General features: G+C 67.1%; 19 protein-coding genes. 15 read left to right on the forward strand and 4 right to left on the reverse strand.

Going from position 1 to position 20,359, the window contains the following annotated elements:
• The first annotated feature begins 472 nt into the window (after positions 1–472).
• The 8 genes from GobsT_RS02655 to GobsT_RS02680 all read left to right on the forward strand — a co-directional run bounded on the left by GobsT_RS02655 (position 473) and on the right by GobsT_RS02680 (position 10,032).
• Positions 473–1,435 carry a C40 family peptidase gene (locus tag GobsT_RS02655; protein ID WP_010038759.1) on the forward strand — a complete coding sequence of 321 codons (963 nt, stop codon included), beginning with the start codon at positions 473–475 and terminating at the stop codon, positions 1,433–1,435.
• A gap of 783 nt (positions 1,436–2,218) precedes the next feature.
• Positions 2,219–3,460 (forward strand): LL-diaminopimelate aminotransferase, encoded by a 1,242-nt coding sequence (locus GobsT_RS02660; RefSeq protein ID WP_010038758.1) that lies wholly within the window; start codon positions 2,219–2,221, stop codon positions 3,458–3,460.
• A gap of 10 nt (positions 3,461–3,470) precedes the next feature.
• Positions 3,471–3,785 carry a hypothetical protein gene (locus GobsT_RS02665; RefSeq protein WP_010038755.1) on the forward strand — a complete coding sequence of 105 codons (315 nt, stop codon included), beginning with the start codon at positions 3,471–3,473 and terminating at the stop codon, positions 3,783–3,785.
• 19 nt (positions 3,786–3,804) lie between these two features.
• Positions 3,805–4,071: a hypothetical protein gene (locus GobsT_RS38595; RefSeq protein WP_033198185.1), complete on the forward strand. Its 267-nt coding sequence runs from the start codon at positions 3,805–3,807 to the stop codon at positions 4,069–4,071.
• Positions 4,072–4,155: 84 nt separating this feature from the next.
• Positions 4,156–5,607: a DUF5690 family protein gene (locus tag GobsT_RS37415; RefSeq protein ID WP_010038750.1), complete on the forward strand. Its 1,452-nt coding sequence runs from the start codon at positions 4,156–4,158 to the stop codon at positions 5,605–5,607.
• Positions 5,604–6,785 carry a zinc-binding dehydrogenase gene (locus GobsT_RS02675; RefSeq protein ID WP_010038749.1) on the forward strand — a complete coding sequence of 394 codons (1,182 nt, stop codon included), beginning with the start codon at positions 5,604–5,606 and terminating at the stop codon, positions 6,783–6,785. Before GobsT_RS37415 ends, GobsT_RS02675 begins: the two co-directional genes overlap by 4 nt.
• A gap of 134 nt (positions 6,786–6,919) precedes the next feature.
• Positions 6,920–8,734, forward strand: coding sequence for a tetratricopeptide repeat protein (locus GobsT_RS37420; protein WP_010038747.1), 1,815 nt, complete (start codon positions 6,920–6,922; stop codon positions 8,732–8,734).
• Between the two features lie 2 nt (positions 8,735–8,736).
• Positions 8,737–10,032 carry a TIGR02996 domain-containing protein gene (locus GobsT_RS02680; protein WP_010038745.1) on the forward strand — a complete coding sequence of 432 codons (1,296 nt, stop codon included), beginning with the start codon at positions 8,737–8,739 and terminating at the stop codon, positions 10,030–10,032.
• A 1-nt stretch (position 10,033) separates the two neighbouring features.
• Here the strand turns inward: GobsT_RS02680 and GobsT_RS02685 are convergent, their stop codons facing one another.
• The gene (locus GobsT_RS02685; protein WP_010038743.1) at positions 10,034–10,249 is read right to left on the reverse strand and encodes a hypothetical protein; all 216 of its coding nucleotides are present in this window, start codon (positions 10,247–10,249) and stop codon (positions 10,034–10,036) included.
• Positions 10,250–10,537: 288 nt separating this feature from the next.
• Between GobsT_RS02685 and GobsT_RS02690 the strand changes: the two genes are divergently transcribed.
• The 3 genes from GobsT_RS02690 (at position 10,538) to GobsT_RS02700 (ending at position 12,614) form a co-directional block, all read left to right on the forward strand.
• Positions 10,538–11,428 carry a DUF1559 domain-containing protein gene (locus tag GobsT_RS02690; RefSeq protein WP_010038742.1) on the forward strand — a complete coding sequence of 297 codons (891 nt, stop codon included), beginning with the start codon at positions 10,538–10,540 and terminating at the stop codon, positions 11,426–11,428.
• A gap of 118 nt (positions 11,429–11,546) precedes the next feature.
• Complete coding sequence (locus GobsT_RS02695) at positions 11,547–11,927, forward strand: hypothetical protein (protein WP_010038741.1); 381 nt, start codon at positions 11,547–11,549, stop codon at positions 11,925–11,927.
• 12 nt (positions 11,928–11,939) lie between these two features.
• Positions 11,940–12,614, forward strand: a complete 675-nt coding sequence (locus GobsT_RS02700) for a TIGR02996 domain-containing protein (RefSeq protein ID WP_010038740.1) — start codon at positions 11,940–11,942, stop codon at positions 12,612–12,614.
• A 3-nt stretch (positions 12,615–12,617) separates the two neighbouring features.
• Here the strand turns inward: GobsT_RS02700 and GobsT_RS02705 are convergent, their stop codons facing one another.
• Positions 12,618–13,388 (reverse strand): CoA-transferase subunit beta, encoded by a 771-nt coding sequence (locus GobsT_RS02705; RefSeq protein WP_010038738.1) that lies wholly within the window; start codon positions 13,386–13,388, stop codon positions 12,618–12,620.
• 123 nt (positions 13,389–13,511) lie between these two features.
• On the opposite strand from GobsT_RS02705, the gene GobsT_RS02710 reads away from it, so the two are divergent.
• The 4 genes from GobsT_RS02710 to GobsT_RS02725 all read left to right on the forward strand — a co-directional run bounded on the left by GobsT_RS02710 (position 13,512) and on the right by GobsT_RS02725 (position 18,448).
• Entirely contained in the window at positions 13,512–14,507 is a 996-nt protein-coding gene (locus tag GobsT_RS02710; RefSeq protein ID WP_148087586.1) for an acyl-CoA desaturase, read from the forward strand.
• A 432-nt stretch (positions 14,508–14,939) separates the two neighbouring features.
• The gene (locus GobsT_RS02715; protein ID WP_010038731.1) at positions 14,940–16,319 is read left to right on the forward strand and encodes an FAD/NAD(P)-binding protein; all 1,380 of its coding nucleotides are present in this window, start codon (positions 14,940–14,942) and stop codon (positions 16,317–16,319) included.
• A gap of 235 nt (positions 16,320–16,554) precedes the next feature.
• Positions 16,555–17,022 (forward strand): CBS domain-containing protein, encoded by a 468-nt coding sequence (locus GobsT_RS02720; RefSeq protein ID WP_010038729.1) that lies wholly within the window; start codon positions 16,555–16,557, stop codon positions 17,020–17,022.
• 1,189 nt (positions 17,023–18,211) lie between these two features.
• Positions 18,212–18,448, forward strand: coding sequence for a hypothetical protein (locus tag GobsT_RS02725; protein WP_010038727.1), 237 nt, complete (start codon positions 18,212–18,214; stop codon positions 18,446–18,448).
• A gap of 301 nt (positions 18,449–18,749) precedes the next feature.
• Here the strand turns inward: GobsT_RS02725 and GobsT_RS02730 are convergent, their stop codons facing one another.
• Together GobsT_RS02730 and GobsT_RS02735 are read right to left on the reverse strand one after the other, a co-directional pair.
• A complete protein-coding gene (locus GobsT_RS02730; protein ID WP_148087587.1) occupies positions 18,750–18,983 on the reverse strand; it encodes a hypothetical protein in 234 nt (77 codons plus the stop codon).
• Between the two features lie 77 nt (positions 18,984–19,060).
• Positions 19,061–20,107, reverse strand: a complete 1,047-nt coding sequence (locus GobsT_RS02735) for a DUF1559 domain-containing protein (RefSeq protein ID WP_010038725.1) — start codon at positions 20,105–20,107, stop codon at positions 19,061–19,063.
• Positions 20,108–20,359: the final 252 nt, after the last annotated feature.

The raw sequence follows: 20,359 nt of genomic DNA on the forward strand, positions 1-20,359 counted from the left end.
AAAAATGAGAAAGGTCAGGAGAGTTCGCATGGTATGCCTGAGGTGACGAATTAGGTACCCGCGGGGCGCTAACGCCGGACGCCGGCGGGGCAGCGGGCCTGTCAACGTTTCTCGCCGCGGTCGGCACTCGGCGCCAATCCGCCCGACCGGCTCAATTTGTGGTACGATCTGGAACCCTGGTTGTTCAACCGGTGTGACAGTGCTAATACCAAGGTTGCGGTGTTGGTGACCAGGTGAGCCGTGGTAAGTACACACCTTAAAACGGCTTGGCCGATTAATAAACGCGGACCCACGTGCGGATATAGAGTCTTCTCGTGGTGCAGATTATTACGACGGGCTCTCATTTTTCCGAAAGGCTACTCACCGATTTTTCCCAACTCGCACTCACTACCGCCTAACCCGCAGCGTGTTAAAAGTGAAGTAGGTTGGACGTCCGAGAGACGCGGAAGGCTGTCGCAAGCCAAGGGCGACCGTGAACAGTACCGAACACTTCGAACGCTTCTTCTTCCTCGTGACCGTGGGCGCGGGGCTGATGCTCTTCGGGTGCGCGAACTTGGCCCTGGGTTGGCGCGGGGGGATGGTGGTGCTCCGGACGGTGCTCGGCGCGGCCGGGTGCGGTGCGGCGGTCGCGGCCCTCGGCACGCTCACGCACCGCGAACTCGCGGAGCGAGCCGCCGCGATACTCGCGGCGGCACTGGTTGTCGTTAACCTGTTCAGCTCCGGCTGGTTTCACCGCCGGCTCGCGGCTGCCGGTGCTTTGCTCCGCAAGCCGGCCGCCCGTGGGGCCGGGCTCGTCGTGGCCGGGCTGGCGGTCGTGATTGGTGCGGCGGTGTGGTTCGATTTCGCCGACCAGCAGCTCACCGAGGATCAGACGCTGGACCTCGAAGTTGTGCTCGGCCGCCAGCCGAACCGCCCCACCGAGCGGGCCAGCGCGACGACCGACCGCGGCACCCCGGTGGTCCTCAAGGAGCCGCAGTCGCCCCGCGCTCCCGAAACCCTCTCGAGCCCCGAAGAGAGGTTGCTCCGCGACACCAAGTTGGACGATCAGGTGATCCGCCACGCCGGGCCGTCGGACGAGTTCAACTGCCACGGCTGGGTGTTCACCGGGGGCAAGTTCCTGCTCAGCCCCGACGACGTGGAACTGATTCTTAAGGAGAACGGTTACGCCGAAGTCGCCCAGCCGCAACCGGGCGACGTGGTGGTGTACCGCAACAACGGCACGGTGTCGCACACCGCGCTGGTGCGGTACGTGGCCGAGGGGCAGCCGGTACTGGTCGAGGGGAAGTGGGGGACGATGGGGCTCTTCCTGCACCCGGTCGACAAATCCCCCTACGGCACGGCGCTCACGTACCACCGCAGCGCCCGCCGCGGTCACCTGCTGACCGGGATCGGCGGCGCCGGCTCGGACGCGGCCGTCAACGCCGCGGTTGAGTAGAGCGCGGACGAGGATCGGCCTCTTGCTTGTGGGTCGCACCGCACCCGGTCTTAAGATCGTGACTCGGTCACGTCGCTCAGCGCGCCGATGCCGGGCGGTCCCACTTACGCTGTGTGTATAAGAGTTGATGGAAACTCAAGCAGGACGCAGGGGCCGACGCGGTCGAGAAGGAACACGAGCCGTTCGCCTTCAAGGTGCCTCTCCCGTTCGGCAGTCAGACCCACGTATCTGGATGCCATCAGACATCTCGACGTACAGTTACGGCACAACTCCTTTAGTGACAATAACAGTACGTTGGTGGTTGGTAAGCGTGAGGCGAAGTTCAAGGCGAACGGGAGCTTGGGCCCCCACGGCCTTCTCACACACCCGCCGGAGCGGGGCACCGGACAAATGAAGGGACACGGTGAGCTGCAACTGGACTGTGCTGCGGGTGAAAGTTGGCGTGCCGGCCATTGAGGGGAACGCGCCCGCCGACCCGGCGTCCACGTTCGTGGTGCTCGGGGGGGGGCGAATCGCTCTGGAAATCGGAACCGGTCACGAAGCGCGACGCCTACCAACCCTGCGCGATCCGATATCGCCAGCGTCAAGGTGCTGACGAGCCAGCGTGCATTGCTAAGGAGGGCTACGGCTGGGGCACGGGGTCTGGGCGAAACCGGTCCTGATCGAATAACGAGGCCGAGCGCCGGCCGCGCCGAACGCCCGTCCGCGGCGCGGATGGGCTTTTCTTTTTCCGCCGCTAGAACAGCCACTCCTCCGTTTCTTTCTGCGTAAGGGCCTTGCGCCATGTCCGTTACCGCTTCCGACCCGTGGTTCCAGACCCTGTTCGCCGACCGGATCGGCGGGGCCAACTACGGCAAGGGCACCGACATCTACAAGTTCGAGAAGATCAAGCGCGCGAAGCGGAAGGCGCTCGCCGACCACCCCGAGCGCAAGCTGCTCGACTTCGGCATCGGCGAGAACGACGACATGGCCGATGTCAGCGTCCGCGAGGCGCTGACCCGCGAGGCCAACAAGGTCGAGAACCGCGGGTACGCGGACAACGGCATCCAGAACTACAAGGACGCCGCGGCCGAGTTCATGCAGCGGCAGTTCGGCGTCACCCTCGACCCGGTGACGGAAATCTGCCACTGCATCGGCTCCAAGCCGGCGTACGCCATGCTCCCGGCGGTGTTCATCAACCCTGCCGACGTGACGCTGATGACCGTCCCGGGGTACCCGGTCGCGGGCACCTGGACCCGCTACCTCGGCGGCGAGGTCGTGCGCCTGCCCCTTCTGGAGAAGAACGGGTTTTTCCCGGACCTCGACGGCATCCCCGCCGAGGTGCGCAAGCGGGCCAAGCTGCTCGTCATCAACTACCCGAACTCGCCGACCGGCGCGGTCGCGACGAAGGACTTCTACAAGCGGGTGATCGAGTTCGCCCACGCGAACCAGATCGTCATCGTGCAGGACGCCGCGCACATCCTCCTGAGCTACAAGGAGCCGCCGCTCAGCTTCCTCCAGGTGGACGGCGCGAAGGAGGTGGGCGTCGAGGTCCACTCGATGTCGAAGGGGTTCAACATGATCGGCTGGCGGCTCGGCTTCGTCGCCGGGCACCCGAAGATCGTGCAGGCCTACGCGGACGTAAAGGACAACAGCGACAGCGGCCAGTTCATGGCCGTCCAGCACGCGGCGGCCCAGGCGCTGCGCACCGCCGAGATCCCGGTCCAGGTGCGCACCAAGTACCAGCGGCGGCTCGAAAAGCTGGTGGCGGCGCTGAAGCAGGTGGGGTTCAAGTGCGAGATGCCGGGCGGCACGTACTTCCTCTACGCCGCGGCACCCAAGGCGGCCGGCGACATCGCCTTCGGGAACGCCGAGGCGGCGTCCCAGTACCTGATCCACGAGCAGAGCGTGTGCTGCGTGCCGTGGGACGACGCGGGCGCGTACCTGCGGTTCTCGGTCACCTACATCGCCAAGGACGAGGCGGAAGAGGACGCGCTCATGGCCGAGACGGTGGCCCGGCTGAAGGGCATGAACCTGAAGTTCTGAGCGAGAGCCAATGTTCGGCGTCGGCGACACGGTTCCACTAACCGATGTGTTCGGACGGTACATCGGTTCCGTCCGGATTGACGACGTTTCGCCAGAGTGGGTGAGCGGTGATTTCACTCCCGGACCGCAGTTCGGCGAGGTCGCACCGTTATTCGCCGAGTTCGAGCAACTGGTGAACGATCAGGCGTTAAGCCTCCTCGATTCCGTAATGGATTCGATCGCAGAACTGGGGCTCCGTTCACCTGACGGAACCGCTCTTCGCGACATCCAAATTTACCCTGCCGCGCGGGGCGCGAACTGGCGTCCCGCGGGCTACCGCCGGTAATGCGGCATCGGCGCCCTGCATGCCCCCAGTTGCCGCCAACGCCCCCGCGCGAGTGGCTCACGCGATTCGGCTGCTGCTCGCGGCCGGGGCCGACGCGAACCGGCCGGACCGTGAGGGCGTCACCCCGCTCGGCCACGCCCGGCGGGTGCTCGATCGGGTGCGGCTCGAAGACGAGGTGCTGGGCGCGTTCGCTTCCGCCGCGGGCCGCCCGTTCGACGGGGGGCGGGGCGACCGGCGCGTGGCCGAAGAAGTGCTCCGGCTGCTCGGCGCGCCGCGGCCGGGGTAGTGCCGGCTTCACGCGAATTTCACCCGGTGGGCGCCGGCGCCCCGTATCACATCCGGAACCACCCGCCCGCCCCGAGGACCGTCCGTGTCCGACCCCACTCCGCCTGAGCACCGCGGACTGACCGGCTTTTTGGCCCGCGGGCCGCTCTGGCGGCTCACGGTGTACGCCATCGCGGTCGCGTTCTGCACGTACTTCTGCATGTACGCGTTCCGCAAGCCGTTCGACGCCGCCAAGTTCTACGTCACCGACGCGAACGGGAGCGTGGTCCGCGAGCCGGTGTTCGGCCCCGACGGGAACCCCAAGACGGAGAAGCAGAAGGCCGCCGACGGCACCGAGACCGAGGTGCCGAAGACCAACCCGGTCGCCCTCAAGTACCTCGGGACCCGGCTCGACCTCAAGACGATGTGCGTCATCGCCCAGGTCATCGGCTACTGCCTGTCGAAGTACCTCGGGACCAAGATCTGTTCCGAAACCCCCGCGAACCGCCGCGCGCACCTGCTCGTCGGGCTGATCCTGTTCGCGGAGGGGGCGCTGCTGCTCTTCGCGAACCTCCCCCCGGCCCTGAAGCCGCTGGCGATGCTCCTGAACGGGCTGCCGCTCGGGATGGTGTGGGGGCTGTGCGTCCGGTACCTCGAAGGGCGCCGGGCGAGCGAGGTGATGGTCGCCGGGCTGAGCTGCTCGTACATCGTGGCCGGCGCCGCGACCCGCGACATTGCCCGCGACATCGTGATGGGCTCGTGGGGGGTGTCCGAGTCGTGGATGCCGGTCGCCACCGGGCTGCTGTTCCTCGGGCCGTTCGTCCTCGCGGTGCTGCTACTGGACCGGCTCCCGCCCCCTTCGGCAGCCGATGTCGCTCTCCGGTCCGAGCGCGTGACGATGGACCGCCGGCAGCGGCGCGCGTTCCTGGCCCACTTCGGGATCGGGTTCGGGATGCTGCTGGTCGCGTACCTGTTTCTGACGGCGCTGCGCGACTTCCGCGACCACTACGGGGCCGAGATCTTTGACGCGCTCGGGCTGGGGTCGCAGCGCGCCATCTTCACCCGGACCGAGCTGTGGGCCATGTTCGGCGTGATCGTCGCGGTCGCGGTGCTGAACCTCGTCGCGAACCACCGGCGGGCGCTGATCGCGGTGTACGGGGTCATCGTGGGCGGGTTCGCGCTGATCGGGGGCGCCACAGTAGCGTTTCAGGCAGGGGCCATTTCGGGCTACTGGTGGATGGCCGCGGTCGGGCTCGGGATGTATCTGGCGTACGTGCCGTTCGGGGCGGTGCTGTTCGAGCGGATGATGGCCGCGAGCCGGTTCAACGGCACCGCCGTGTTCGCGATCCAGCTCGCCGACGGCGTCGGGTACACCGGCTCGGTGCTCGTTCAGCTTTACCGCGACCTCGCGGCCGGACAGTTCAACCGGCTGGAGTTCTTCGTGCCGTATGCGATCGTCGCCTCCACGGTCGGCGTGCTGCTGATGACCGCGAGCGGGGTGCTGGTCGTGCGCACCGCGGCCCGGGGCCACGTGCCACGAGCGGGAGCTGCGACGTGATCCGCTCGGCCATTTTCGACGGTCCGAACCTCCCCCTCCACGTTGAGCCGGCCGGCCGGCCCGCGCTCCGGCCCGGCGAGGCGCTGGTGCGCGTGTCGCTGTGTACCGTGTGCGGAAGCGACCTGCACACCTTCATCGGTCGCCGGAAGGAAAAGACCCCGTGCGTGCTCGGGCACGAACCCGTCGGGGTGGTCGAGGAGGTGGCCGGCGACGTGTGCGCCGTCGGCGGCGAACCGGTGCGGGTCGGCGACCGGGTGGTGTGGGCGGTCGCGGTGTCGTGCGGGACATGCTTCTTCTGCACCCACGGGCTGCCGCAGAAGTGCGAGTCGTTGCGAAAGTACGGCCACGAGCCGCTCACCCCGCAGTGCGGGCCGCTCGGCGGGTTGTCTACGCACTGCCACCTGCTGAGTGGCACGGCCATCGTGAAGGTACCCGCCGATCTGCCGGACGGAGTCGCGGCGCCGGCGGGGTGTGCGACCGCCACCGTCGCCGCGATGCTGCGGGCGGCGGGGCGATTACCTCCGCCCCCCGGCTTGTCCCTGAAGGGAAGGGGGGAGGCCTCGCGTCCCGCTGCCATCTCGGAGTCGTTGGAAGCGCCGGAACGTTCTCTCCCCCCGGTTTCCTTCAGGGAGGGGGAAGGTTCTTCATGCGTCGTTCTCGGGCTCGGGATGCTCGGGCTGACCGCCTGCGCCTGGGCCGAGGCGCTCGGGATCACCGCCATCGCGTGCGACGTGAGCGACGCGCGGCTCGCGCAGGCGGCCCGGTTCGGCGCGCGCCACCTCGCGAACCCCGACGCGCTCGCGGACCTGGTGAAATCGGTCACGCACGGCCGCGGGGCCGACACGGCGCTCGAGCTGAGCGGCGCGCCGGAGGCGGCGCGGGCTTCGCTGGAGGTACTGCGGGTGGGCGGTACGGCGGTCTGGGCCGGCGCCGTGTTCCCCACGGACCCGGTGCCGATGCTCCCGGAACAGGTGATCCGCCGGTGCCTCACCGTGACCGGCGTTCACAACTACGCCCCCCAGGATCTGGACGCGGCGGTGCGGTTCCTGGCCGCGAACCACGTGCGGTTCCCGTTCGCAGAATTGGTGGCCAAATCGTTCCCGCTCGCGGACGTGAACGGCGCGTTCCGGTTCGCCGAGGCCGAGCGCCCGGTGCGGGTCGCGGTGGTGTGCGACTGACCCGCCGGGTACAATTCTCGTCGCCACACGCTCTACGTTTCGGGTGCCGTACCGCGCACAGGCGCCGGCGCCCCAGAACCGAAGCTTGGCACCGCCCGCGCCGGCACCACTCGCTTTGACACCGAGGTTCTACCATGTCTGCTCGCCCCTGGGCCGGGTTGCTCACGATCGGGTTTTTCGTCCTCGTTGGTTACGGCCCGGTCAGCGCGCAGCCCGAGCCGCCCAGGACCGGCACCGCACCGCTCGAAGCGCCGAAGGCCGACGACGCGGACCGGCTCCTCATCGATTTCGTGACCGGTCCGGGCACGTTCAGCGAGAAGGCGTTCACCAAGGGCGAGTACAAGTACGCCCGGACCGCGTTCACCAAGTACTTCGAGGCCAAGCACGGCCCGGCCATGCGGTCCGCGCTCGGCGCAGATGCGGATTCCCTCTTCGCATGGCTCGACAAGAACCGCGAGGTGAAGGAGACGCTGCTCACCGCCATCGACCCCGCGTTCGACGACCCGGGTAAGGTAATTCGTGTGTTCCGCGAGCTGTGGCAGGCCGACCCTGAGGCGGTGCGCAAGAGCGACGAACTGGCGACCGCCGTTTCGGTCGTGTGGGACGACCCGCGGGCGCCCTACGACTACCGCGGGCACCAGGTGCGCACCCGCAGCGTGCTGCCCGACGGGGTCATGAAGGTCGGGACGCTGGACAACTTCAAATACGTCCTCGACCGCCAGTCGCGGCTGAAGGGGCCGCAGACGCAGCTCCCGTGGGAGTTCCTCGTCCACGTGGTGAACAACCGCACGCCGGTCGCCGAGCGCGACTGGGCGGTCGGCAAGTACCTGTCGCGCCGGTCCGGGATCGGCACCGTCTATAAGGACATCGTGTACGACACCGAGATGCTCCGGACGCAGTCGCGGGTGTGCAAGCTGAACGACAAGCCGTACACGCTGGAGAGCATCCTGAAGCACGGCGGCGTGTGCGCGATGCAGGCGGACTTCGCCGCGCGGGTCGGCAAATCGCTCTTGGTGCCGGCGGAGTACGTGGGCGGGGAGGCCAACTCCGGCGTGCTGCACGCGTGGGTGATGTGGGTCGAGGTCAAGGCCGTTCAGAAAGAGGCCGTGACGTTCACGCTCGAATCGTTCGGGCGCTACCAGGGCGATCACTACTACGTCGGCACGCTCCGGGACCCGCGGTCCGGGAAGCAAACGACCGACCGCGAACTGGAGCGCCGGCTCACCGCGGTCGGCAACGCGCCGCTGAGCAGCCGGCACGCGGACCTGCTCATGCGCGCGTTCCCGCTGGTGCGCGACGCCAAGCAGTTGACCACGAAACAGCAGCTCGCGTACCTGAACAAGGTGCTGGCGGTGTACCCGATGAGCGGGGAGGCGTGGCTCGAACTGGCGGCCCTGCACCGCGACGGCAAGCTGACCGACGCCCAGGAGGCCACCCGGCTCGTGAACCAGGCGGCCACGGTGTTCGCGAAGTTCCCGGACTTCTCGTGGCAACTTGTGGACGAACTGCTCACGCCGCAGAAGGACAAGCAGTACCGCACCCAGATGTTCCTGAAACTCGCGACCGCTTACGAGAACCTCGGGCGCCCGGACCTGGCCTGCGAGGCCCGGCTGAAGCTGGTCGATTACCAGACCGACGCGAAGGACCACAAGAAGGCGTTCGACGGGCTGGCGCTCACGGTGCGCAAGTTCCCGGACGAGGGCCGGTACGTGCCGCGCATGGTCACCCGTATGCAGGAGGTGTCGAAGGACATCAAGGGCGGCGACGCGCTGATGACGAAGTTCTGGCTGGAGATCCTGCCGAAGGTGCCGCCGCGCCGCGGCGACGAGGTGAGCGCGTACTGCGTGAAACTGCACGAGCAGGCGGTGGCGTACCTGAAGGAGGCGAACCGCTCGAAGGAAGCGGCACAGGTAGAGCAGAGCCTCGCGAAGGTGAAAGGCGGCCGGTAACCGTGTCGCCGGACCTGGAATCGCTGCTGGCCGCAGTCGTCGCCAATCCGGGCGATGACACGGCCCGGCTCGCCTATGCCGACTGCCTTCAGGAGCACGGAAACGAACCCCGCGCGGCGTTCATCCGGCTCCAGGTGGAAGCGGAACGCCTGCACCCGTACTCGAACGCCCGCGCCGCGCTGGAGGCACGGGCGCAAGCGCTGTTCAAGCGGCACTGGGTCGAGTGGTGGGGTGAGGTGTGCGCGGCCGTCGGGTTACCAACCGGCGGCCCGCCGGGCTACCGCGCGGCGGGGGGCGCCGCACTCGTGCCCCGACGGTCGCCCGGCGACGGCGCCCTACCCCGTGACCAGTGCCCGATCACCTTTCGCCGCGGGTTCCCGGAGGCGGTGTCGGTTCCGGCCCTGGCGGCCGGTCCGGGGCCGTGCGGTTCGTACCTCGCGCGCTGGGCCGCGGTCTCCCCGCTGACCGAACTCGTCGCGGTCGGCGCGGCACGCGAACCGCGCTACCAGTGGCCCGAGGGGGAGCACCTCCGCACCGTGCGGCGCCTCCAGATCCGCCAGCACAGCGTCGATACGCTCCGCGCCGCACGCGACTCCCCGCACCTCGGCGCGCTCGAGCACCTGACCCTGCACGCGAGTTGGGCGATTCAGCCGGCCGTCGTGGCGGGTTCGCTCGCGTTCGAGGTCGCCGCCGCGCACGCCCCGCGCCTGCGGCACCTCTCGGCGCCGATCCGGCCGAACCGCGTCGCAGAGATGTTCGCTCGCGCCGAACCGTTCGCGGCTCTAGAATCGCTCGACCTGGAACTCTTTTCGCCGCCGTGGTACGAGAGCGATCAGGCGGAACCGCTACGGACCTTCGTCGAGTCACGGCACGTGTCCGGGGTGCGTCGATTGGCATTTCACATGTTGGACAACTCCGACGACCTTGCGCCGTTGCTCCAATCGCGCGCCTGGGGCCGCCTCCGTGCCTTGGACATCGATTTCGGGAACGCGCGGAACCGGTTCGGTGTGCTCCGCCGGGGCAACGATCTCACAGGCCTCAAAGAGCTTCGCCTCGCCGGCGTCTACCTCACTGCTGAAGCGGTACGCGACCTAGCCGCCGCGCCACTGCTCAAGCGCGTGAAGCACTTCGCCCTGTTCGGCGCGTACGAGAACGGCCGAGCGCTGCTGCCGCTGGTGGACGCTGTCGACCCGGACCGGATCGAGACGTTCGCGATCGGGGTGTCGCACTTCCCGGAGAGGGCTGCTAACGCGCTCCGAGCGAAGTTCGGCGACCGCGTGCGGTTCCTGGAGAGCTGACTCACGCCGCGATGCGAAAGGGGCCGATCACCGTCGCGCTGGGGTCTCGCGCCAGGCTCGCCAACTCGCGCCGGGCCTGCATCAGCACCAGGCTCACGGACGACTCCGGCCCCAACTGCTCAATCATCAGTGACAGGTACTCGGCCGCCCAGCGGGCCTCCGAGATGTCGATGGCAACAGCTTCGGGGAGCAGAACGGACGGGTTGGTAACGATCATGGCCAAGAACCTCCTTGTTCTTCAGCAATCACACAAGCTGAATTATGGGGCGCCCGGCAAACACGATTCAACCCCAATATTTTCACGCTGCATGTCCGGTCGCTGCAAAACCTTTCTTCGCTCATGTCTTTTTCATTTTTCCGCTTGACACTCACGATTCTCATCGGATACCAATAATCGTTGCTCTTCATACTCGCGGCCGATCGTTCGAGAATTTGGGTCGATTCGCCCGCTCACCGGTCGCCACGCGGTCCGGGCTCATCCCCATTTGGCGACCCGGAGTCGCGCATGTCGTTACCTACAACCCGCATTCGGCCGCCGTCGAAACGGGGGGCGTTCACGCTCCTCGAGTTGATTGTGGTGGTCGCCATCATCGCGGTTCTCATCGGGTTGCTGCTGCCCGCGGTACAAAAGGTGCGTGAGGCGGCCGCACGCATGACGTGCGCCAACAACCTCAAACAGATCGGGCTGGCCGTCCACGGCCACCACGATGCGACCGGCCGGTTCCCGCGCGGCGGGATGCACGTGTACCCGCCGGGCGCCCCGTCGAGCGCCGACCCGCACGCCCCCAGCCCGCAGGCCCGCGAAGCGAGCTGGAGCTGGGCCTACTTCATCCTGCCGTACCTCGAACAGGACAACCTGTACAAGAACGGCGACCCGGACACCGTCCGGCGCACGCCGGTGAAAGTGTACTACTGCCCGCAGCGGCGGACGGCGGCGACGGTGAACGGGACGGCAAAGATCGACTACGCGTGTAACGCCGGCGGCTCCAGCAGCGGGTACGGAACCGACGGGGTGATTATGAAGACGCACTACGGAACGATCCGGCTGGCCGACGTCACCGACGGAACGAGTACCACGGTTCTGGTGGGGGAGAAGCAACTGAACGCGGCGGCGTTCGGGACCAGTACCGACGACAACGAGTCGTACTGCACGCCAGGGTGGAACGGGGACTGGGAAGTGTACCGCACCGGGTTCGCCCCTCCGGCATCGGACGTCCGGAACCCGGAGCAGACGGTCGCCCCGTCGCACGTGTTCGGCGGGCCGCGGGTGAGCGGGTTCGGTGCCGTGTTTTGTGACGGTTCGGTGCGGTCGATTCGGTACTCGATCGCGCCCGCCACCTGGACCAAGGCGTGCGTCCGCAACGACAACGAGGTGATCAACACGAGCGAGCTGTGATGGCCGTGCGGGAGCGGCCCGACGCTGCTATCAGACCGAACGTACGTCTGCTACGATACCCAAGCACGCCCCTCGCCGACGCGGGCGCCCGAGCGACCTCCCGTGAGGTTCCCGAGCTATGACCCCGGACGAATGTAAGCAACTCGTTTCGACCATTAACGACCGGGTGACGCAACTCCTCGAACCGTACGGCATCGCGGTGTCGTACACCACCGGCGCCGGGCGCAACATCGCCGAGTTCGCGTTCCGCATCCCGGCGAGCACACCGGCCGACAAGTCGCAGCCCGGGAAGTGGTCCGAACTCGTCCTGTATCTCGACGCCCACGAGTTGCAGCACTACGTCACGAACGCCGAATGCCTGGACAAGTTGCCGCGAACCTGGGCCGATGTGATTGCGGGCTACGCTCCGGAACTGTTCGAGTCGGCCCCACTACCGACCGCGGCGGAAGTGGACTGGCGGCCCACCGAGATGATGCCCGAGGACTTCGGAGCGGCTTGAGCATCACACACCATGAGCGATGAAGACGCCCTTCTGGCGGCGATCGGGGCGCAACCGGACGAAGACACGCCGCGACTGGTCTACGCGGATTGGCTCGACGAGCACGACCGCGCCGAGCGCGCCGAGTTCATCCGCCTCCAGTGCCTGCCGGACGCCGGTGAGGCGCAACTGATGCGCGAGGCCGAGTTAGAAGAGCGGAACCGCGGGCGGTGGCTCACCGACCTTCGGGTACCGCAGTTCGCCGAGGCGCAGTGGGCGTTTCGGCGAGGCTTTCCGGAGGCGCTGGCAGCCCCGATCGAGCCGTTCCTGGACCGGTACAAACGGCTCGCCGCGCTGCCCTGGGTTCGGAGCCTGTGCCTGCGCGTGACGGCGCACTACCCGGTCGCCGATTTCTTGGAGCGACACTGGAACCCCGGCTGGGGCGAACTCGAACTGTGGGCCGAGCGGCCCGTCGGCCTGGCGCGGGTGGTCGACGCCGTGGCACACTCCCCGCGGCTCCGCCAGCTCCGCGCACTCCGGTTCACCCGGTTCGACTTCTCGCCCTGGGTGGTGGACCTGCTCAACGCCTCCTCGCACCTCGACGGCCTGAACCTGCTCGGCGTTCCCGGCGACCAAAACGCACCACTGTTCGCCCCGCTCCGCTACCGGCTCGGCGCGCGGCTCGTCGGCGCGGCGGGCGCGCGGTAGCACTCAGCCCGCCCGCCCCAGAACGTACCGCCCCGGGTCCACCTCCGTGCGCAAGATGTGCAACTGTTCCGCGTTCGGCTCGACGGTCGTGCCGAGCGGGTCGCACACCTCGAGCGCGAAGCCGGTCGCGGCGCGAACCTGATCGAGCGTTTTGCCCGGGTGCAGACTCCGCACCCGCATCCGCCGCGACTCGGGGGCGAAGTCCAGCACGCACAGGTCGGTGATGACGCGGTGCGGGCCGGTACGGGCCGGCAGCCCCGCGGCCTCCCGCGCGCCGGGGCCGGTGAGGTAGCCGGGCGTGGTGAGGAAGTCGAGCTGCTCCACGAACTTCTTCGCGTCGTGCTTCATCACGATCAGCGTCTTCCAGCAGAACGACGCGAGGTCGTTGGCCCCGCCGCTGCCGGGGAGCCGAACCTTGGGGCGTCCGTGCGGGCCGATCACCGTAGAGTTGAGGTTGCCGTGCGGGTCGATCTGGGCGCCGCTCAAAAACGTGTAATCGACCAGCCCCCGCTGGCAAAACTGCATCACGTCGGCCATCGAAGTCGCGAGCACGGCCCGGTGGAACGTGGTGCTGTCGCCGACGCTCACCGGCATCGTGGGGAGCAGCGGCGCGACCCCGCCGGCCTCGAACATGATGACCAGATTGGGCGCGTGGGTGCGCTGCGCCAGCATCGCGGCGGCGCAGGGCAACCCGGTGCCTACCGCGACGGTTTTCCCGTCCTCCAACTCGCGGGCCGCGCAGCAGATCATCAGTTCCATCGGGCTGAACGACATAACCGAGCCCTTCGGGTACCCGGGGAGAGGTGAATTCACACTGACGGAATTGCACGCGGGTATTATTCTGACTACACCCCCGCCGGCCCGCAACAACTCGCGCCCAGTCCTTGAGGGTACTTCGTGAGTACGGTTCCCGCTTCGAACGCCGCCCCCACCCCGCCCGCCACAGGCCCGGCCGCGCCCGCGGCCCCCGCGGCGAGGGCCCGCAAGCGGCGGGTGTTCTGGTTCGTCGCGGCCATCGTCGCGATGCACCTGCTGGTGCCGCTCGCGTTCCTGCCGTACACATTTGTGTGGTGGGGCATCCCGGTCGTGCTGGTCGGGAACTTCATCTTCGGCTCGCTCGGCATCAATCTCGGCTACCACCGGATGCTGACGCACTCCGCCGCGAAGTTCCCGAAGGCGCTGGAGCGGTTGTGGGTGCTGTGCGGCGTGTGCAGCCTCGAAGGGTCGCCGCTGTGGTGGGTGTGTACGCACCGCATCCACCACCAGCACAGCGACGACGAGGGCGACCCGCACAGCCCGCGGGAGCACTTTTACTGGGGCCACATGGAGTGGATCTATACCGCCGACGAGCGGCGGCAGAAGCTGGACACCTACGCGCGGTACGTCCCGGACCTGATGGGCGACAAGTTCCTCCGCTGGCTGCACCGCGGCGAGAAGTGGCTGCTCGTGTGGGCGGCGCACGTGGCCGCGCTCGCCGCGCTCGGGTTCGGCGCCGGGTTCCTGTTCTCCGACACGGCCGCGGGGGCGGTGCAGTTCGGGGTGCAGTGGTTCATGTGGGCGGTGGTGGTACGGACGGTGTACGTGTGGCACATCACCTGGCTGGTGAACTCGGCCGCACACCGCTGGGGCTACCGGAGCTACAACACCGGCGACCGCAGCACCAACAACTGGGTCGTGGCGCTGCTCACGAACGGCGAGGGGTGGCACAACAACCACCACGCCGCGCCGCGGGCGTGCTCGCAGGGGCACCGGTGGTGGGAGCTGGACCTCACGTTCACCTTCGTGCGCGCGCTGCAGCTCGTGGGGCTCGCGTGGAACATTGCCCCGGTGAAGGTGCCCAAACACATCGCCGCCGGGGCGAAGAGTGACACCCCGGGCGAGCGCGGGGAATGAGTCCCGGGGCGCTCGTCGGCGTGCCCGCCGTACCCGCCCGGTGCGTTTTGGCATACCGCGTGCATTATGTGCTTTCGGCATGGCAACCCCGGCGGTGTCAGCGGGACACCGTCGGAGGCTTGGGCGGAACGAGCCGTCGGGGGTGGTCCCCGGCGGCTCGTTTCTTTTTATTGGCATTTCAAGCGTTTTCGGCGTGCGGGCCGCGGTCCAAGCTGTGGCCGCCGGGCGCAGCGGGTCTGAGCGGGAGGCGCTCAGACTGGTTGGCGCCCGGTCACCGTAACCCCACGGCGAACGCGGCTCGGGACACGGCCGCGGAAAAAAATTCTGACCCGCCGGGGCGTCGGACCAGCGCTCCGCGAACCGGTATAACAACCCCTCTCCCTCCAAATCAGCCCTGGAGCCGCAGCGCCGCGCCAGCGGTCGGAGGTGCGTGTGAGTTCGTCGCATACCGTGGTGGTGATCGGCGCCGGGTTCAGCGGCGTGATGGTCGCGGCGCACCTGCTGCGAACCGCGCGGCTGCGGGTGGTGATGGTGAACCGGTCGGGGGCGATGGCCCGCGGCGTCGCCTACGGCACCAACTCCCCGTCCCACCTGCTGAACGTTCCGGCCGGGCGCATGTCGGCGCTGCCCAACGATCCCGAACACTTCCTCCGCTTCGTGCGGCAGTCGGACCCCGGCGCAAGCCCCGGGGCGTTCGTGCGCCGGTCGGTTTACGGCGAGTACCTCCAGCACATCCTGGCCGAGGCCGAGCACGCCGCCGGAGCCGGGGCGCTCGGCCGGGTCGTGGGCGAAGCGGTTTCGGTTGTACCCGGATTCGACGGCGTGCGGGTCACGACCGCCGCCGGTGAGGAACTTCGGGCGGACCGCGTGGTCCTCGCGATCGGGCACTACCCGCCCGCGCCGCCGCCCGGCGTTCCGCGGACGTTCCTCGACTCGCAGCGGTACGTCCGCGACCCGTGGGCCGCCGGCGCATTGGCCGCGGTGCCGCGGGACCAGCCGGCGCTCCTGGTGGGCACCGGGCTGACGGCGGCCGATGTGGCCCTCGACCTGCACGCGGCGGGGCTGCCCGGCGCGATCGCGGTGTCGCGCCGCGGGCTGCTCCCCCGGCCGCACGATCCGTCCGTTCCGGCCCCGGATTCGTCTCACGTCCCTTCCGGCATGGGAGACGGGCCGCGGTCCCTCCGGGCTCACGTGCGGGCCGTGCGGCGGTGCGTGCGAGAGGTGACCACGGGCGGCGGAAACTGGCGCCAGGTGATCGACGCGCTCCGGCCGTACACGCCCCGCCTGTGGCAGTCCCTGGGGACCGCCGACCGGCACCGGTTCTTCCGCCACCTGCGCCCGTACTGGGACGCTCACCGGCACCGGCTCGCGCCGGCCGCCGGGGCCGCGATCGACGACCTGGTAGCGAGCGGGTGGCTCGCGGTGTGTGCGGGCCGGTTCACGCGGTTCGATGAACACCCCTCCGGTGTCGAGGTGGCCTTCGCCCCCAAGGGCGGGGGAGCCGAGCGGACGGTTCGAGTCGGCGCCGTTGTCAACTGTACCGGGCCGGCAACGAACGCGCTCGGGGCCGGCGACCCGCTGCTCGCGGACCTACTGGCCCGCGGCGCCGCACGCCCGGACCCGCTCGGGTTGGGCATCGAGGTCGCGCCGGACGGTGCCGTGGTTGGTGCCGACGGCGCGCCCTCGTCGGTGCTGTACTACGTCGGCCCGTTCCTCCGGGCGCGCGACGGGGAGGGCACCGCGGTGCCGGAACTACGGGCTCACGCGGCCCGGACCGCCGGGGCCGTTGCGGCCGGTCTGCCGGTCGCCTGAGTCGCCGGCATTCCGCACGCGGGGCGCGCATTTCGAACAAAGGCGAACCGACACGCACCCACCGCCCGCCCGCCTCTCGTGCGACCGGCCTTGCCCGGCCGGCGTGCGTTCGGACAATAACAGCGAGCGAACGTCCCCTCAACACTCTCCCCCGTGTGGGAACAGCGGTTCATCCCTCCGGGCGCTAGGCGTGTGATCCCCGCGCACCATCGGCGTTCACGAGTGCTTGTATCTGATGGAGCTGTCCCGCAACCTCAAGGTGGATAGCGTGTCTCGGCTCGACCCGGCGCCGCCCCGCTGGGTCGATGCGGACGACACCGTCGCCCGCGCCGTCGAGGAGATGCGCGCCGGCAACGTCGGCTGTCTGCTCGTCACGGAGCAGGGTCGCGTGGTCGGCATCTTTACCGAACGCGATCTGCTCACCCGCGTCCTCGCGCCCCAAAAGCCGCTCGGCGCCCCCATCCGGCTGTTCATGACCGCGGCCCCGGTAACGGTGGCGCCGAAGGACTCGGTGCGGACCGTGATCAAGCGGATGCAACGGGGCGGCTACCGGCACCTGCCCGTGGTCGACGAGGCCGGCCGCCCGGTGGGCGTGCTGTCGGCGCGCCGGGTGGTTCACTATCTGGTCGAACACTTCCCGGGGCTGGTGTTCAACCTGCCGCCCGAGCCGGACCGCTACCCTGAAACCCCCGAAGGCGCGTGAGCCAAGTCCCCTTGGCACGAATGCGATGAACCCGCTGACCTCGGCGCCGCGGAATCGCCAGTCGCACGGCAGTCGCTGAACGGGCTTCGGGAGCCGTCCCAGGCGCGATATGGGGCTCAATTGCCGATCGCGAGCTTTTGCTCTTTGTCGGCGCTTGCCGACCGCAAATGATGCGGAAGAAAGATGTTGCGCGGCGATCGTTCGGTACAAACGGCACCGGATCGGGTTGGCATTGGTGTTGACACTTTGAAACAAGACGTGTGATTCGTGGGTAGCAACCAGCCAGCGAACTGCCAGCGAGCGGGTAGCCGGTTGGTAGCCGATGTCCAGTCCGAGAGACACCGGTGTGCCCGTCGCGGCATTGTAACGGGGGGTACAGTACCGCCCATGAGTCGTGTAAACTGGCTCCTCTGTTCGGCGCGTTGAGTACTGGTCTCGCAGGCCGTTCCATCGGGGTGACTTCGTGGACAAAGGGCGCATGGGCACTACCGGTGTTTACGAGAGGTTTGGTTTTGAACGAGGGCCGGCACGCCTTCCCTCGCTCGGGCGTGTCAATGCGTGGCCCTATTTACCTGATGGCAAGCCGGAGAGTGGCGCCCGCGAGTGGCCAGGCGATGTCCTCAACGATGCTGCAATGGTTCACCTAAAATTAATCCGGATCACACCTGCTCCGCTCTAGGTTAGACAACACACGAGGTGCCGGCCGAAGCGTCGGCGTCCCATACCGACCGTCGCGATGAAGAAAACCGGATTGAGTGGAGAACGCGCAGATTGAAGCACCGCCGCCCCCAGCTACATCGCACGTTTCCCGCGAAATCTCGTTCAGTGGCAAGCGAATAGCGGGTGTTCGCACCCTTTCCCTTCAAGGAGGGGGCGTGCGGAAAAAAAAAAAACGAAACGTTCGCCACAGTGTACATGTAGGCGGGTCTTGAAACGGAATTGCTGTGGCGGCGCGGCCGCCGCGCTCGGCGGAGGGCGAAAGATGTGGTCCGGCCGGTTACTTTATGTGGTCTATGCGTTACTCGGGGGCACCGCGGCCGTGCTCATCGGGTGGGCGTGTGGAATGGAACGGCCCGGCGCGCCGGTACCAAGCCGTAACTCGACCACGCTCGACAATTCGGTGCCATCGCGAACTGTCCCTCTCCCTCCGCCTTCTGAGTCTGCAACTCCGGACCGGATCGGCCAACTCTTGGCCCGACTCCAACCCGGGTTGCCGAGAACAGAGGTCGAGGGCCTGCTCGGCACGGCCGCGGCACGCATTCATCCGGCTAACGTGCGTGACAACAAGGTGACTTACTTAGCGACGTATGAGATCACCTCTCCGCTGACGGCCGGGGACTCCCGCACGGTCGTGACGGTCGAGTACGACGCCGCCAAGCCCGGCCACACGTTACTCAGCGTTCAGGTTGTGCTGTCGGCTTCTTGAATGACTGGGTTGAGGACCCACCCGGCCGCCGGCCCGCGCACCGCGAGCGGGGCGGAGTAACGGCATCCGTTGATGGCTTATGACGAACTGGCAATCAGTACCGTGTCGTGTACCATATACGACACGGTACTAATTTTTGATTGATTAGTTTGATGCATGTCGAGGGGTGGCGCCGCATATCGTTGCGATCCAGACCATTCTCGCTGTTCGAGCCGTCCGGCTGTTTATGACTCATGCGGCAGGGGTGCAGTGATTGTTACGTGTTGCGACCCGAGCGAGTCGCAACACAAGACCGTCAAACTTAATCACCTTGCTTGAACCCGCCACCGGTTTGGGGAGAGTCCGTCGCCCCACCGCCGATCCGGTCTTTGTTCGATTTCGCGCCCTTGCCGCGCGGTTCGGCTTTGTTCAGCTCAGGCGGTTGCGCGACCGGCTGAGCTGGCGGTTGAGCCGGGCCGCTTTTCCCGCAACCGATTGTTGGGACAAGCGTGATAATGCAAACGGCAGATAATGGCAAGCGTCGCAGCAGTTTCATTGAGCCTCCGAGCGAGCGTAAACCGCGAACAAAACGAAAGAGGGACCCGAATGCGTACCGGGTCCCTGGGTTACAATTCAGTAGCTGAGACCGGACATGTCGACCGTTTGTCCGTCGGCCATGCCGCTCATTTTTTGTAACAACAGCCACTCGTTTGTAGCCGGGTCCCAAGTCGTGGTGCCACTGGTGCGCAGAGACCGCACCGCGCCATCACCCATGCAAAAATTCACGGTTCCAGTGTGACGACTGGCGAAGCGGAAGACCGTCTGCGTGCTCGCCGTGTTGTTGCTCAAACCGATGAGGGTGGGAACAGGGAAGATGCTCATCCACTGCCACATCACGACATTGTCATTCCGCGTTGCCCCTTCACCAAACATGAGCGTGTTGCTAGTCCCGTCAGCGATAGCAACAATCTTGGTTTTCGTCCGGTTCCCGAAGATTCCGCTGAACTGAGCGATGTTCACGTTCGGGCCGAAACTTGAGGACGGATTGCTCGCCCGAGTGCCGCACGCGCCGCCGACAGGGGCGTAGTTTGTTTTGGCCATGTTGTAATCTGCTGACCAGTACGCATACCCAAAGTTATCGGCGCCGTTCCCGGTGCCCTGTTGCCAGTACCAATAAGCAATGGTCCGCTGCGGCCGGCTGTCAGTGTCTGATGGGCATGTAAACGTCTTGATTTTCGTCTGGGCCATCGCCCAAGCCGGATCGGCTCCCGTTTCCCACCAACCATAAAAGTAGCCTGGCGTCGTCGGGAACGAATCGTTTTCCGACATCTGGGCAGGTATTTGTCGGAAGATGTTGTCCTGCTCCATGTACGGGAGCATTGCCGTCAGCGCGCTGACACCCGTTTCGTAGTTAGACGTGTAGCCAGATTCACCACTGTTTCGATCCGGGTACGCGCCGAAATAGCCCGGGGGCAAATAGCCACGAGCGCTCTCATAATTGTGTGCAGCCAGCCCGATCTGTTTCAGGTTGTTGGAGCACGTCATGCGGGCCGCGGCTTCGCGCACCTTCTGCACGGCGGGCAGCAGGAGCCCGATGAGGATCGCGATGATCGCGATCACCACTAGCAACTCGATTAGGGTGAAGCCAGGGCGCAAACGCCCTGAACGAATATGGGTCATGGGTACTCCTTGCACGGGCGAAGATCCGAAAAATGAGCACAGTGGCTCAGACCGGCAGGCGAAGCCGGCGGTAGGGATGGAGAAAAACAAACGCGGCAAAGCGCGTTAAGAAGCTGATGGAGGAAGCTCAAAAGCCGGCGGCAAAAATGCGGTGCGAAATAATGCGAAAGAGCCACCGCGCGAGTCGTCGACCGAAGTCGCATCACCCCCATCGAAAGAATATTGTTGCAGAGCGGCCGTGGGCGTCAACTG

The sequence above is a fragment of the Gemmata obscuriglobus genome (genome assembly GCF_008065095.1).
In the GTDB taxonomy this organism is placed as follows: domain Bacteria; phylum Planctomycetota; class Planctomycetia; order Gemmatales; family Gemmataceae; genus Gemmata; species Gemmata obscuriglobus.

Bases quoted from the DNA above. Each gene is read 5' to 3' on its own strand.
- GobsT_RS02720 (WP_010038729.1), top strand. From the start codon at position 16,555: ATGGAGCTGTCCCGCAACCTCAAGGTGGATAGCGTGTCTCGGCTCGAC.
- GobsT_RS37420 (WP_010038747.1), top strand. From the start codon at position 6,920: ATGTCTGCTCGCCCCTGGGCCGGGTTGCTCACGATCGGGTTTTTCGTC.
- GobsT_RS02660 (WP_010038758.1), top strand. From the start codon at position 2,219: ATGTCCGTTACCGCTTCCGACCCGTGGTTCCAGACCCTGTTCGCCGAC.
- GobsT_RS02735 (WP_010038725.1), bottom strand. From the start codon at position 20,107: ATGACCCATATTCGTTCAGGGCGTTTGCGCCCTGGCTTCACCCTAATC.
- GobsT_RS02700 (WP_010038740.1), top strand. From the start codon at position 11,940: ATGAGCGATGAAGACGCCCTTCTGGCGGCGATCGGGGCGCAACCGGAC.
- GobsT_RS02685 (WP_010038743.1), bottom strand. From the start codon at position 10,249: ATGATCGTTACCAACCCGTCCGTTCTGCTCCCCGAAGCTGTTGCCATC.
- GobsT_RS02695 (WP_010038741.1), top strand. From the start codon at position 11,547: ATGACCCCGGACGAATGTAAGCAACTCGTTTCGACCATTAACGACCGG.
- GobsT_RS02730 (WP_148087587.1), bottom strand. From the start codon at position 18,983: ATGAAACTGCTGCGACGCTTGCCATTATCTGCCGTTTGCATTATCACG.
- GobsT_RS02690 (WP_010038742.1), top strand. From the start codon at position 10,538: ATGTCGTTACCTACAACCCGCATTCGGCCGCCGTCGAAACGGGGGGCG.
- GobsT_RS38595 (WP_033198185.1), top strand. From the start codon at position 3,805: ATGCCCCCAGTTGCCGCCAACGCCCCCGCGCGAGTGGCTCACGCGATT.
- GobsT_RS02665 (WP_010038755.1), top strand. From the start codon at position 3,471: ATGTTCGGCGTCGGCGACACGGTTCCACTAACCGATGTGTTCGGACGG.
- GobsT_RS02705 (WP_010038738.1), bottom strand. From the start codon at position 13,388: ATGTCGTTCAGCCCGATGGAACTGATGATCTGCTGCGCGGCCCGCGAG.